Below are 16,105 nucleotides of genomic sequence, written 5' to 3' on the forward strand. Positions count from 1 at the left end.
CGCAAGCAGTTATATTTACTTAATTGATCAAGTTAAACAAATCACAAAAATATTCATGTATATATAGTACAATTTATATTTTGTATATTATATATAAATATGTTTATAAAAGTAGTGAAAGTAATTTATATTTAAAATAAAAATTTTATTTTTATTTAGCAGTTTATCGTTATTTTTCATCAATATAATACTATTAAAACAGTATATAACTTTAAAATAAGGTTATTTTATGATCTAATTTATCGAATTTTATTTCCTATTAAAATGCATAATAGTGTTACTAAATTGACAGTAAAAATAACAGGAATTACAATTACTATGTAATTATAATTTTGAGGAAGGATTATTATGCTAGGTAAAAATAATAATAAAGAAAGAATACGTAAAATGGAAATGCAGGCAAAGCAAGACCATTTTTCAATTCGTAAATTGACAATTGGCGCTGCTTCAGTCTTACTTGGTTTTACATTCTTTGGCTTAAGCAATCAAACAGTTAAAGCCGATACTGTTGATCCAGCAAATGAAGAAGTAGATCCCCAGACTAATGGCAATGAAACACCTAAAACTGAACAAGCTGAGGACACTGCAAAAACTGCAACTACACAAAAGCAGTCAAGTCAAGATAATACAAAGCACGATTTAAGTACTTTTTCTGGTTTAAGTTCGTTTTTAAGAGATAGTGATTCAAAGGCCAGTCACAGTTTTGCAACTGGTCAGGCAGAATCAGGAAAAACTGCACCTGAAAGCACAAATAACTCAGATCAGCAACCCGATGCTGACTCAACTGATAAAGCGAATAAATCCGCAAAGCCTGTCGATTCAACTGCTGCAGTGGCTGCAGATGCAAATGCTGCTGAAAACACAGAAATAAATACCAGGGATGCTGGTGTAGCAAAAGTTCATACCTTTAATCAGCTTATAACTGCATTTCAGAATGAATCTGTTTCAGAAATTGACGTCATGAACGATATTACTGATGGACCAGAGAATGGATCACAAGCGTTCTACTTTAACGGCAGGAAAATGCTGATCAAATCCGCCGGCAATGGTAATACCAGATATAAAGTGGATTTAAAAGGTAACCACCTCCAATTAAATAGTGGAAGTACGCAAGACTTGGATATAACGTACGATAATCTCGATTTATGGAGTGCTGATATTTGGGGCGTCATCATGACTGATGATTACAACCAAGATGGTCATTTTTCAAAAATCACCTTTAATAATGTTAATTTCCATGGTTCACAAATGGTTCACTGTGGTAATAATACTAAAATTTACTTTACAGGAACTAACTATGGTGAAGTGACTCATACACCGTATCCAGGTATTACAATATCAAGTGGTGATGTTCAACAACTATTTGAATTTACAGGTTCAAACAACTCAATCGATTTCAGCGGTACCTTTACCGGTAAAACTGTCGGTGGTAACGTGATAGAAATGGCTGGGAGCAACAATGTTGTTAACATTGAAAAGGATGCCAAGGTAACACTTGCTCCGCGAATCTATATTCCTAATAATAATTTAGGCTCTAACGCTGCTGAACATACTGGGCTTCCTTTAGCTATCGCCATGTTAGGCAATAATGAAGCAGTCAACGTTGATGGTGAGCTGAATATCATTACTGGTAGCGATCACTATAATGGCACAAATGACAACGATCAGTCCAGTGCGATCCTGATTAATGACGGTAACTCTGTTTTTAATATTAATAGCGATGCGAAAGTCAATATTACCACTAATGGTGATATAGCCAATAACTGGTGGAATAGAAACCTGATTTATGATGGCGGTAACTTTAACATTTTGCCACGAGGCTCGTTAAATATTAACGGTTCAAATATGGGCGACTATTCTGGTACCCTAGTTCTTATTAAGGGTACGGCCAATATTGAAAACGGTGGTTTCAATATCGTTCTTGGTCAGCCAGATCCCAGTGGCAAATATGTAAACGGTGGTACTGGTCAAATACTATTAGTAGATGTCCAGGGTGGGAAATTACTTGTTAATAATCCTACTTCATTAATCTTGAATGCCCAGGGAAATACCAATCCTAATACCAGTATTATCGGCACAATGCCAATTACCTTAACAAATGTTCGACAACAATTTGATTTGAGTTCGACACAAAGTGGGGTAGGTAAAGTAACATTGCCACCGTTTCACGTTTTAACTGTTAGGAAAACTGATAGTACGATAGCGGTTGATAATATTGAATTGCTTAATGGTCAAGAAAAGCTAACTGCAGATAGATTGGCAGAAATCAAAGCACAAGCAGCTAAAGCTCATATTGCCCTTGATAAGTTGCCAGCTGATGTCCAAAATTCGTTAGCTGATGGTATTAAAAACGGTTGGAATTACGATCAAATCTTTTTGGATATTATTCAAAAAGCATTCAATAATAGCAGTAATTTTGGCTATAATAACATCAGCTTTATTCCAGCCAATCCAAGCGGCTTTTTAGATATTGATCCTGGAAAGGTCAAAATAACTAGAAATGATGATGGCTCACAAACAATTTCCGGTGAGCCAGGCAGTGTAATTAATTACAATTCTGCGGTTGATGGTCCTGATTCAGATCCACAAAATTTGAAAAACCCGTTTAGTTTGATTTTACCTGTTGCAACTAAAGCATACATTATAGCCAATTTAATTGATAGTATGGGTAAAAAAAATGCGTGGACACCTAGGGATCAAAATGGTAAGAACTTGATCGACAACCCATACGTGCAAACAAAAGATACTGTTAGAGATTCAAGCAACAGTTCTTTAGATCCTTTACCGACACAATATGCGGCAATTGTAAATGATGACGGTTCATTTAGTTTTACTATTCCAGCCGATCAAACGATTAATTTTGATAAAGGCTACTCTGTAGAATTAACTCCAAATGCTAACTTTGTTAGCTATGATCCGTCTAGTGTAGCTACAGGACGTCGGCCAATAATTAAAAACTTGGATATTCTAACTTTAGCAGATGCGCAAGATCAGGCTGCTAAGGCAATTACTGATGAAATCAGTGCTGCCAAAATAAACAGGCCTAATAATTTATCTGATGCTCAAGTCAAAGAATTTAATGAACAATTAGATAAAATTGCGGCTGCTGCATCTAAAACAATAACTTCCGATAATGAAAAAACTTCAGTTTATGCTCCAAGTTCTAACACTTTGACTGAAATTAACAATCGTAAAAATGCCGCTCTTGATGCAGTTAAGAACATCGTAAATCAGGCACAAAATTCTTCAGCAATTGAGACGTCTCATAATAATGCAATTACGAATTTAAATAATGAAGCTACATTGCAGTCAAAGAGATTTCCTACAATGGTAGATGCGATTAATTCTGCACGTGATAAAGCAATTAATACTGTTAAAAGCTTTCAAGCTGATAAAGATATTACAGAAGCAATGAAGAATGGTATTAATGCAATTGATCAGGCAGCTTATGGCTATAAAAAGAGTATTGAAATTGATCTTAAACAAAAAATTGATCAAGTCTATGTCGATGCTTACAAGCTTGCAAGCGATCCTAACTTGAGTAAAGAAGAGAAGGACGAAGTAGTTAATTTACCTAAACGTCTGTCTCGCGCTCAGGCTATCGCTCAACCAGAAGGTGACATTGAAAGAGATCTTGACCAAGTATCAGTAGATGGGCACCAAAAAGAAGCTCAAGGTATAATTGATCAAGTTAACAAAACAATTCAGGCGCTGAAAGACTTACAGGCTGTTGCTCAAGATGAAATTAAAAACCATGCCGATAAGACTGCAGAAATAAAGGATTCCTATAATAAAGCAGTTCACAACATTATCACTGGTGATGATCCAGATGGTTCTAAGGGTAAGGAATCTATCAAGAATATAAATGCTGACCAAGAAGCAAGCAAAATTAGTGCAGCAGCTGCTGCTGCCAAAAAGCGAGTACAAGATTCAGGCATTAGCTTAGATCAACAAGTTCCTTTACTTGATGCAATTGATCAAGCAGCAGAAGTTGCAACTGCTAAACCTGGAAGTTCTAAATATGATGAGCAAAAGTCGATTTATGGCACTTCTGATAACACTGCCATCAATCAAAGAGAGGCAGCTGCACAAACTATTTTTGATCAAAATGCGGCAAAAGCAGAAATTATGGGCTATGCAACCACTACTGAAAATTCGCTGGGCATCCCTTCAAATTCTGAAATAGAGAAAACAGTAGCTGACGGTTTGACTAATATCGATCATGCGAGCGATTCTGCTGCTGTTGCAACAACAGAGGAGTCAACCAAGCGGTTAATTTTAAGACAACTTTCTAAGATCAAGCTTGCTAAAGTTGAAAACGATATTGAAAGCCAACTGCGTAGTTTGCCTGGTTTGTCCGCAGATGATATTGACGATAGCGTGGCGGCTGCACAGAAACTGCTCAATAATTCAACTACTCCTTTTGGCTATAACCAGCTCATTGATCAGGCAGACAGTTTAACTGCAATCGATTCAACGCGTAATGATGGTATTGCTGCCTTAAACAATTTGCAGCTTTCAGCTAAAGCTAAAGGTGAACGTAACCAGTCCCTAGATGACGCTATCAAGCAGATCAGACAAGAGCAAACTAATGCTGATAAAGAAATTGATCAGACAAACAATCTGACTGATGAACAAAAGAAAGCATATCATGATCAAATCAGCAAGGTTGTTACTGATAGCATAGATACCTTAAACAAGGTCGATAGTTCTAAAATTACTGAGACAGTCACTAACGCTAAAAACAGTATAGATAATATTGTGAGCGATGCTCAAGGTACTGCAAATAAAGAGGTAGAAGAAGCTAGGACAAAGGCAGCTCAAGATGTTGACACAGCTGTTACTGATGCAAAAGCTAAAATTGAAAGCATTGATGATAGTCAACTCAGTCCTTCAAATAAGAAGTATTATGAAGACCAAATTGATCAAGATGCCCAGGCTGCAAAGGCAAAAATTGCTTCGGCTCAAAATGTGTCTGATATCACTTCTGCTAAGCAAGATGGTCAAAACAATATTCTAAAAGATTTAGGTGCTGCTCAAATTACAGCCACTAGGGCACAGGCAATTAGTAAATTGCAACAGGCCAAGGCTAATGCCAAAAATACTCTTGCAAATTCTCATCTTAATCCGGCAACAATTCAAGCTAAGCAGGACCAGATTGATGCAGGTTATGATCAAGCAATTCAGGCTATCACTAATGACCATACAGTAACTGATATCAACGATGATGCGCAAAAGGGAATTGATGCCATTAATTCTGTTATTAATTCTCTTTCTCCTGATCTCGAAGCTCAGGCCTTAGAAAAACAGCGTCAATCTGCAATTGGAAAATTGAAAGATATGCGCGATTCTGCAAACAGTCAGATTACTAATGACCCTAATTTGGGCGTAACAGAAAAGAATGACTACTATAATCAGATTACAAATGCCTTCAATCAGGCTCAAACTGCTATTCAAGGTGCAGGAAAAGATGATATAGATGCAGCATTAACTAAAGGTCAAAACGATTTAACCAGCATTCAAACTGCAGCAAACTTGCAATCTGCAAAAGACCAGGCTTTAACAGCTCTAATGGATGAGCGCAATAAAGTAAAAGAGCAAATTGGCAATATGGATCAGATTACCAGTGCCAACAAAGATGAATTACGTGCAAAAGTGGATGCTACATATGATATTGGTGTTAATGGAATTAATGATAAAAGCACCACTACCAATGAGCAACTTAATGCTATCGTCCAGAATGGTAAGTCATTAATTGACAATGTGATTAGTGACATAAATGTTAATAAGATCCTTAATAAACAAAAGCTTGATGATTATGCTCAAAAAGCGATTGACCGAATCAATAATTCGTCAGATATCACTAACGATGCCAAGACAACAGCTATTAATAATATTACTTCTGCACGTGATAATGCAAAATCCGTAGTTGATTCCACAGCTGACATCTCTGATGCTAATACAGCTGAGAAAAATGGTGAATCTGCTATTGACGCTGCAGAAGCTGCAGGTAATGGTTTTAATACATCTAAAACTGATACAAAAAATAGTATTGCCAATGCTGCTACCAGTGCCAAGAATCGCTTAAATGACATTTATAGCAAATTGTCGGAAGACCAAAGAAATGAAGTAAAGAAACAATTTAATGATGCAATTAGTCAGCTTGGGTCAATCCCAGGGGATGCAAATAGTAAAATTGACGCAGCTACAAATAAAGATCAACTAACTGGTATTTATCAAGATGCATTAAATAAAATTAATAAGATTGAATCTGCTGCCAAGTTAGCTAGTGATAAAGTTGTCGCTATAGATTTGATTAAACAGACTGCCAGTGCGGCTCGAGCTAAACTACCTGATTCACGAGACCAAAACGCAGTTTTTGCAGTGGCTGATTTAGGCATTAAAGATATTGGAGCGGCCAATGATAGCGCTACAGTTGAGAAAATCAAAAATAATACCTTACAGGGAATTAGTAACGTAGTTGCTAATGCAAGTAAGAGTGATGCAGAGGATATTCGTAAGCAAAGAGATCAAGCAATTAAAGAGCTTGATAAAGCTCTTGGAAAAGACTCAACTGATAGCGGTGTTCTACCAGAAATTAATGGTTTAACTGGTCTAACCACTGATCAGCTAGCTAAGTTTAAGAAGCAAGCAAATGATGCTTATGATCATGCCGTTTCAAGCGTCAGTGGCGCTCTATCTGAAAATATTGATACAGAAAAGAATACCGGTCTAAGCAATATTTACCAGGCCTTGTCTGATGCTAAACTGCAGGCGGCTAAAAATAAAGCAAAATCTGCTTTAGATGATAAAGCCCAAACTTCAATTGATGGAGATGCTAAAGATAAATCTACAATTGAGAGCGAGCGGGATAAGGCCAAAGAGAATATTGATAAAGCTCAAAATCAAGATGATGTGCAAAAAGCTCAAAATGAGGGTAATAACGCGATTAATGCAATTGTTGATACAGCAAATGATGAAAAAATCACTAATGCTAAGACTTCTGCTAAAAATGATTTTGATAATTCAACTAATAAATTACAACAGCAAATTGATCAAGATCTAGCTGATAAAAAATTAGGTCAAGACCAATACAATGACTTGAAGAATAAGATTGATCAAATTCGGCAGTCTGGTGAAACCAGAATCAACTCTGCTACCAGCCAAGATAAATTAGCTGATGCTAAAGGTCAGAATAACGCTGATTTGGATAAAGTTAATAATGAAATTGTCAAGGCAGAATCCGTCAATAATGCATTGACTAAGTTGCAAGATGCAGTTAACAAGGCAAATGAAGCTGCAGATAAGATTGCTAAAGATAATCCTAGTCTGGCTGATCAGATGAGAGAGCGCATTAAGTCAGAACGTGATAAAGCTGCTGAAAATGTTCAAACTGCTCAAAACAACGCAACTGATGCCAATAGTGCAATGAATCAAGCGGCACAAGCTGGTAGTGATGCTATTACTGGTTTAACTCAGAGATTTGAAGAAAAGAACAAGCAAATTAATACTCTGAAAGATTACGCTGAAGCTGCTAAAGCAAAATTGCCAAGTTTAGGACTTGACTCGACTGAAATAAGTCAAAATGAAACTGCGATAAATGACGCAATGCAAAAGGGCGTTAGTGACTTATATGGCGCAGATGATAATACAAACTTAGGTCAAGTTGAAAAAGCTGGTGAAGCTGCGATAGATCAAGCTGGTATTCCAGCCAATTTACTAAGCGAAAAGAACAAGCAAATTGCCGCTATTGATAAGTTTGTCAAAGATAAGGGCAATATTAACCAAGTTGCCAGCGATTTAACTGACCAACAAAAAGCAGACTTACAAGATCAACTTAATCAGTTGGTTCAAAAGACCAAGGATGAAATTAGTAAAGTTGCTTTGCCAAACAGTCCGACAACAACAGACCTAGACAATGCTAAACAAAAATTGCAAAACATTGAAAAGGGATTGGACAGCGAAGGACACGCAACCAACTTGGGTGAAGCTGGAATTAATCAGCTTTACCAAACAGCCCAAAATAAAGAAGAAATCTATCAAATTAAGCAAAATGCTATTAATAATCTTCTTGGGCAAAAAGCAGAAGCTGATAAAAAGCTTGAAAGTTCTGGTTTGGTGAACTCTGATTTACAAAAGCAAAAACAGAAGCTCCAAGATATTTACGATCAAAATAAAGCAAAGATTAACGCAGTTTCAACAACAGATAAGAATGGCAAAGATCGTTCTGCTGCTGACATTCAAAAGGACGTTGATCAGATAGTCAACAATGCCACCCAAGGATATTCTGACAGCGAATCCGGCAGTCACATTCCTGGATTTACTGACGTTGAAAAAGATACTGCCCTTGCTGCTGCCAAAGCAAAGGCAGAAGACATTTTACAAAGTAAATATGCAAAAGCTCACAACATTATTGGTTTATCTCAGCTAACTGGTGAGCAAAAGAAAGCATTAAACAAGATAGTTGATGATTTATATGCAAATGAAAAAGCAAGCATCGAGCAACAAACTGATATCACCAAAATTCCAACTGACGAAAATCAAATTGGCACTAAGATAACTGATACTTATCAAAATATTTCTGAGTGGTTTGATTATAATCAAGCTAATGCCTTAAAGGGTTCTGGAAATGAAATAACGGGCCTAGAAGCGGGATACAATGGGTTAACTGAAGAACAAAAAGCTAATCCTGATTATCAAAGCAATATTCAAGCTATTCGTGAAGCAATTGCTGCCATCAAGCATTCGACTAATATCGACTCTACAACACAATCGTACAGCAACGGAATCAATGCTTATAACGAACTAATGGGTAAAGAACGAGTTAATGATATGTTCAATAAGGCAAAGAACAAGCTTAACGAGATAGATAGTTTAGTTCCTCAAGATAGAGATCATTTCAAAAATAGACTTGATGGCATACATGGAAGTGTAAATACTGTGCTTACTCAGGATGCTCAAGCTGATGCATCTTATGAAAGTATTGCCAATCAGATAAACCATGATATTGACATGACAAGACAAGCAATTGATCAGTTAATGCAACAAGCGTTGTATACAGTTAAGAGTTCTGCCAATGGTGATATTGAAACTGAATACAAAGGAGCGGTTGCCCAGAACCAGAAATATTTTGGTGATTCCGCATGGATTTATTCAACTAACAGTGAGCATGACAAGTATAAAGTTATTTCTGGTAATTCTTATGATGAAGTTCTGAATAATAGGATAACTGGAATACGAAAAATTGCCCAAGCTGCTGTTTCTGATGCTGCTACAAACGCTAAGAAGAAAATTGATAATAACAGAGTAAAGCATGAAAACGGTGATAACTATACTGATGATGAAAAAGCCAAGATTAAGACTGAAATCGACCGCATTTTAGCTGATGCTCAGGAAAAGATTAATCAAAATAATACTTTAACTGATATTGACGGCAAGCGTGACGATGGTATTGAAGCAATTAATAAGGCATCTTCAGATTCAGCTGTCATTGATAAAATTATTAAAGATAGTGCCAACAACGATAACAATGGCAATGATAGCGGAAGCAATGGCAATAGTTCCGGAAGCAACGGCGATAATAGCGGAAGCAATGGCAATAATACCGGAAACAGTGGCAATGATAGCGGAAGCAATGGCAATAGTTCCGGAAACAGTGGCAATGATAGCGGAAGCAATGGCAATAGTTCCGGAAGCAATGGCAATAATACCGGAGACAGTGGCAATAATAGCGGAAGCAATGGCAATAATACCGGAGACAGTGGCAATAATAGCGGAAGCAATGGCAACAATACTGGAAACAGTGGCAATGATAGCGGAAGCAATAGCAATAGTACCGGAAACAGTGGCAATGATAGCGGAAGCAATGGCAATAGTTCCGGAAACAGTGGCAATGATAGCGGAAGCAATGGCAATAGTTCCGGAAGCAATGGCGATAATACCGGAGACAGTGGCAATAATAGCGGAAGCAATGGTAATAGTTCCGGAAGCAATGGCAATAATACCGGAAGCAATGGCAATAATAATAATTCTAATAGCGGTGGCGACAATTCTAATTCCGCTGATAACAGTAGCACTTCATCTAGTCCTGCTAACCCTGTTAATCCAGCTGAGCAACCAACTACTGATAAAGAAAACGGCAAAAATGATGCGCCAAACGATTTAGGCGAAAGTACTAATGTAACCTTAATGCATAATGCTTATCTATATGATGATTCTGGCAAACGTGCTAACAAAGTTACACTTGCTGCCGGTTCAATCCTTACTACTTATGGTACAATTACTATTGCAGGCCGTGAATACTACGTACTAGTTGATACACATGATAGCAATAAGAAGTATTACGTTGATGCTGCAAATGGCCAGGCCACTAAGCAAAAAGTGGTTCATAATGCTTATATTTATAATCAACTAGGTAAGCGGGTTAAGAATACTGGCTTATACAAGAAGGGCCAACTGCTTAATACTTACGGTGGAATTGTGAAGATTCGCGGTAAGAAATACTTCATTATTTCAAAGAACCGGTTCGTCAAAGCAGGAAATGTTAAGTTAGTAACTGCTTCAGGAGCAGCAGGAGAAGAAACCGCCGCAGCAATTATTAATACGGCAGATCAACCTGTTATAACTACGACTAAAAAACTAATGCATAATGCATATCTGTATGATGAAAGTGGCAAACGTGCTAACAAGCTAATTATTAACTTGGGTTCAGAACTAGAAACAGTTGGTAAGAAGACTATTAGCGGTAAAACCTACTATGCTTTAGCAGATGGTTTGTTTGTGGATAGTGGCAATATTGACGCTAAGAGATTAAAGCTGAAACATAATGCTTATATATATAACAAGTATGGTCATCGCTTAGGTAAAAAAATATTACGGAAACATAAGGCTGTTCAGACTTATGGCAATCCAGTCAAAATTGGTCATAAAAAGTACTTTATTATAGCGAAAGGAAGGTATATCAAGAAGGCAAACTTTTAAGTAAAAAAACAATATTTATAATCTAACAGAGAGAGTGTCACTTAGGTGGCACTTTTTTGTATACTCGTAAAACTTTGATATCTCAAACTATATATTTATACTATTGTATTAATAAAATAATATAAATTATAAAAAATAAAATAACGTTTTTATCAAGTATTTATATTGATTAAATATATAAGATATCTATTATTTAATAAAATTAAAATGTTAATTTTAAATTTTAAAATAACAGATGTGTATAGTTTAATATAAATATAAGCTTATTATATTGACAAAAAATAACAGTAGTTATACAATTTGGTTGTATTTAAGATTTCAAGGAAGGACTAATAATGTTAGGTAAAAATAACTATAATGAGAGATTGAAAAAAATGGAAATGCAAGCAAAGCAAGATCATTTTTCAATTCGTAAGTTAACAATTGGCGCTGCTTCGATTTTATTGGGATTTACTTTTCTCGGAGCTAGCAGTCAAACAGTTAAAGCTGATACTGAGTTAACAGCACAAAAGACCGATGATAAAGCAGCAGCTGTTTTAGATAAATCTACAGTCAATGATAATGTAGTCACATCTAATTCCAGTAACAATACTACGACAGATGGTGGCAATAATAAAGGTGCTGTAAATACTACAGCTAACCAAAGGCCTAAGACTGATGATAGCGTTTCAGTCGTTCAAACAGACGTTGCCAAAAAAGCTGATACCAAGCATGATACAAAAAAGGATCTTACTAAAGATCATTTGCAAAAAGATGGATCTGATCAGAGTGACGTTGAATCAGTGCGAAATAATAGAAAATCTGATATAGAATCTACAATTCAAACTGCACAAATTCGAATAAATAAGGCATATGCTTCTTCTTCGAAAGATCAAGATGATTTGCAAACTAAAAATGATTATCTGGCACAGATTGATAAGATTGATACTGCTGTGATAGCTAAACTTAATGCAGGAAAAAATGTTGAAGAAATAAATTCAACAGCAGAAACTGCTATTAAGGACATTTTAAATCTTGCATCGGCTGCAGAACTACATTTTGCCAAAAAGACAGCCACTGATGCTATTACCAGCAAAGCAAAAGAAGTAACAGATGCCTTAACAAAGGATACTGATAAAGATAAAGTAAAACAAATCGTTAGTTCTGCTAATCAAGATCTGCAAAAAACTACAGATGTTGAAACAGCAAATAGTATTAAAGACAAAACAATTAATGAGTTAAACAACCTTAAAAATATTGCCGATGCAGTGGAAAAGGCTGAGGTTGATACTAGCAAAACTAGTCAGACAGCTAATATAGATAAAGTTGCAGCAGACGCTGAAAAAAGGATTAAAGATACTTATAATAACTTGCCTGCGACCACTCAGTCTAAAGTAAAAGATGCTTTGAACAAGGCTATAGCAGATATCGAGCAGACTAAAACAAGAGCTGCTGCGGAAATTAATTCGGCTACTACGGTTAAAGACATTGTTGCAGCTGCAGATAATGGTTTTCAACAAATTACTGCTTCGGAAAATCAAGCCTATTTATCATTTGCCCAGGGAGATGCTAAAGAAACAATCAAAAAAGCAGCTGATAAGGTCACTCCTGATTTAAGTAGTGCAGATCAGAATAAGGTTAATGATTTGTTAACGCAAGCTAATGCATCAATCGATAAAGCAACTGACCTAATCACAGTTACAACAATCAAAAACAATACTGTTAACGAAATTAATAACGTAAAATCAAATGCTGAAGCGGCCGCAAAGGAAAGGCTTAATAAAACTAAAGATTTAAGTAAAGCTGATGTTGACGAAGCAGCAAAACAAGCCATTAGTCGAGTTGAATCTGCTTACAAGAATTTAACTGCAGCTGAACAAACTGACAATAATGCCAAATACCAAAAGGCTCTTACGGATATTAAAGCGGCCCAGGATGCAGCTAACACAAAAATAGCTAGCGCTGTTTCTGAGAATGAAATTAAGGCCTTAGTCAATGATGGTATCAGTAATATTAATAAGGTGGCAGATCCGGCTGAATTAGATTTTGTCATAATTAATATCAAAGATACTATTCAAAATCATGCTAATGTGGTAATTGACCAACTGAAAACTACAGAAAGTAAGACTAGAGTTAAAACAATAGTAGGACAAGCTTTTGATGACCTTAATTCTGTTCAAAATGTTGACCAAGCTAACAAGGTTAAAAATATAGCTATTAAATCTATTGATATGGTAAAAGATGATGAAGATCTTGCTTTGCAAAATTCGAAAGATACAAGCAAAGCAAACGTTGACGAATTAGCTGCAGCTGCTAAAAAGCGTGTTAATGATGCCCATGATAATATATATAATGATCTTGATGATGAAGATAAAAAGCTAGCTGATACTGCCCGTGATAACGCCTTAAAAGCAATTAACGAAACTCAAACAACTGCAGATGCTGCAATTGTCGCAGCTTCCGATAAGAGTGCAGTAACTAACGCAGTGAACAAAGCAAATAAGCAATTTGACCAGACTGCCACTACAGCGGAAATAATTTTTGCAAAATTAGCTGCAAAAGAAGCTGTGCAAAATGAAGCTGCTAAAATTATAAAAGATTTAAAAAATCAGTCTGACATCGATACGGTTAATACTATTGTTAGCCAGGCCAACGTTGATTTTGAAAATGCAGACAGCATAGATAAAGTAACCCGTATTAAAGATAAGGCAATTAGAGATATTGACAATATTAAAACTATTGCTGATTCAGTTGAAAAAGGTAAAGTTGAAAATACTAAGAATACTAATACAGAAAACATTAACAGAGCTGCCGCAAATGCCAAGCAACGTGTCAAAAATGCTTATGATGCCATAACTTCACCATCCCAGCAAACAACAGATGAATATAACAAAGCACTCAGTGATATCGATCAAGCAAGAGATGTAGCTAACGGTATAATTGCAGCAGCTACAACAGTTGACGAAGCTGTTAAAGCCGCAAACCAGGGAATTTCTACTGTTAACGATATTGCAGATATAGCTGAAATATCATTTGCCAAGATACTTGGTAAAAACAAAATTTCAGATGAAGACCAAAAGGTGAGACCTAGTCTTTCCGATCAAACTTATTTGGATAGACTTAAGAAAATAGTTACTGACGCTAATAATAATTTAGATAACGCCAAATCTGTAACTGATATAGCAAACATAGTTTATAAGGCTATATCAGATATTGACAGTATCAAGGAAATTTCTGAAGCGGTTGAAAAAGCTAAATTAGCAACAAGCCAAGCTAATAGTCATGCCAATTTAAATTCTGCAGCTGAAGCTGCGAAAAAGCAGATAAGCGAAGCTTATAACAAGCTTAATGAAGATCAAAAGAACCAAAATAAAGATAAATGTTCAGCTGCTTTGGCTGACATTGATACGACCGCAAAAAAAGCAAATGATCAAATTGATAAAGCTACCGATGTTAGTTTCATAACAAATATAGTAACAACGGCTGTTAACAAGTTTAATGAAACAGTAATCCAAGCGGAAGTTGCTTTTGCCACAGTGCCTGCCAAGGAAGCAGTTAAAGCAGAAGCAGATAAAATTAGTGGTGATTTGTCAAATCAAACTGACAAAGATTTGGTGAATAAGATTGTAGACCAAGCTAATACTGATTTTGCCACTGCTGATTCCATTGCCAAAGTATATGAAATAAGAGATAAAGCAATAAAAGATATTGATGCTGTCAAATCAAATGCTGACAAAGCGGCACAAGATAAACTTAATGACGCTAAATCAGCAGCAATTAAAGAGCTAACTGAAGAACAAACTAGAGTAAATAAAGCTATTGATGATTTGCCTAATGTTAGTGCTGAAAATAAGAGTGCTCTAAAAGATAAAGTTAATTTGTACTATCAGACTGCTATCAATAATGTGGAAAAAGCAGGCGATTTTGACCTAGTAGATAAGGCCAAAAAAGATGGACTTGGCGCTATGGTTTCAGTATTAGCAGAAGCTTCTAAGTTGAATCAACAAATTGCATCAGATCAAAAGCAACTTGATGATTATGCACAAAAAGCAATTGATAATATTAATAATTCTAATTTATCAGAGGCTGATAAAGAAAAAGCAATAAAGGCAATCAGCCAGGCTCGTGATGATGCCAAGAATTTAGTTGGACAACAACCTACTATTGAAATGGCGGATAAGGCTGAAAAAGCGGGAGAAAAAGCTATTGATGCTGCTGAAAAGGCGGCTTCTTTAACAGATCTTGAAGGGGCTAAACTCATTGAGAAGGTAAAGATTGAAAATGCTGCTGAAAATGCCAAAAATAAAGTTCAAGCTGAATATAATAACCTGGATCAAGATGGTAAAGATAAAGAAAAAGACAAACTTGAAACTGCATTAGAAACTATTGAAAAAGCTAAAAATGATGCTGAGACAGCAATTTCAAGTGCTACAGCTAAAAATGATGTAAGCACCGTATCTAAAACTGGCATTGATAAAATTAATGGTGTAGCAGATGACACTTCACTAGAATTTGCCAAAGAGGCGGCAAAAGAAACTGTTCAACAAATAAGTGATATTGTCAAACAGAATTTAAAAGACCCGAATGATCAGAAAGCTGTTGATAAGATTAATAAAGAAGCTGCAACAAACATTGACGGTGCTAAAACCATCCCAGAAGTGACTCAGATTCGGGATGATGCTATCAACCAAATCAAACAAATTAAAAATGCAGCTGATGCTAAAGAAAATAATGACTTGTCTAATGCTAAAAGTAGCAGCAGGAAAACAGTTGATGTAGATGCAACTGCAGCGCTTGATCGTGTCAATAAGGCTTATGAAAAATTAACTGACGCTGAAAAAAAGGCCGAAAGAAATGACTACGATGCTGCTATTAAAGCTATTAATGATGCCAAGAGTGCCGCAGAAGATAAAATTAGTAGTGCTACAAATGTAGATGCTATTAATGCCGCAGTAAGTAACGCACAACAAGATTTCAATACCATTGCTACTAATGCTGAGGTCGCTTTTGCAAAATTGGCGGGTAAAGATAAGATTCAAGATGCTGCTGCACAGGCAAATAAAGTCTTAAGTCCTAAAGGACAAGCTGCCGTTAAAGAAATTGTGACTCAGGCAAATAGTGATATTGAAGACGCAGAAACTGTTCC

General features: G+C 36.1%; 2 protein-coding genes. Both read left to right on the top strand.

The window, feature by feature from the left end; genetic code table 11:
- Window positions 1–348: 348 nt before the first annotated feature.
- Window positions 349–10,980, top strand: coding sequence for an SLAP domain-containing protein (locus JF75_RS04320; protein ID WP_046331992.1), 10,632 nt, complete (start codon window positions 349–351; stop codon window positions 10,978–10,980).
- 335 nt (window positions 10,981–11,315) lie between these two features.
- Window positions 11,316–16,105, top strand: a 4,790-nt coding sequence (locus tag JF75_RS10575) for a DUF1542 domain-containing protein (RefSeq protein WP_046331993.1), incomplete at its 3' end; no start/stop codon positions are given.

Origin of the sequence: Lactobacillus kimbladii (assembly GCF_000970755.1) — a bacterium.
GTDB classification, from domain to species: Bacteria; Bacillota; Bacilli; order Lactobacillales; family Lactobacillaceae; genus Lactobacillus; species Lactobacillus kimbladii.

Bases quoted from the DNA above. Each gene is read 5' to 3' on its own strand.
- JF75_RS04320 (WP_046331992.1), top strand. From the start codon at position 349: ATGCTAGGTAAAAATAATAATAAAGAAAGAATACGTAAAATGGAAATG.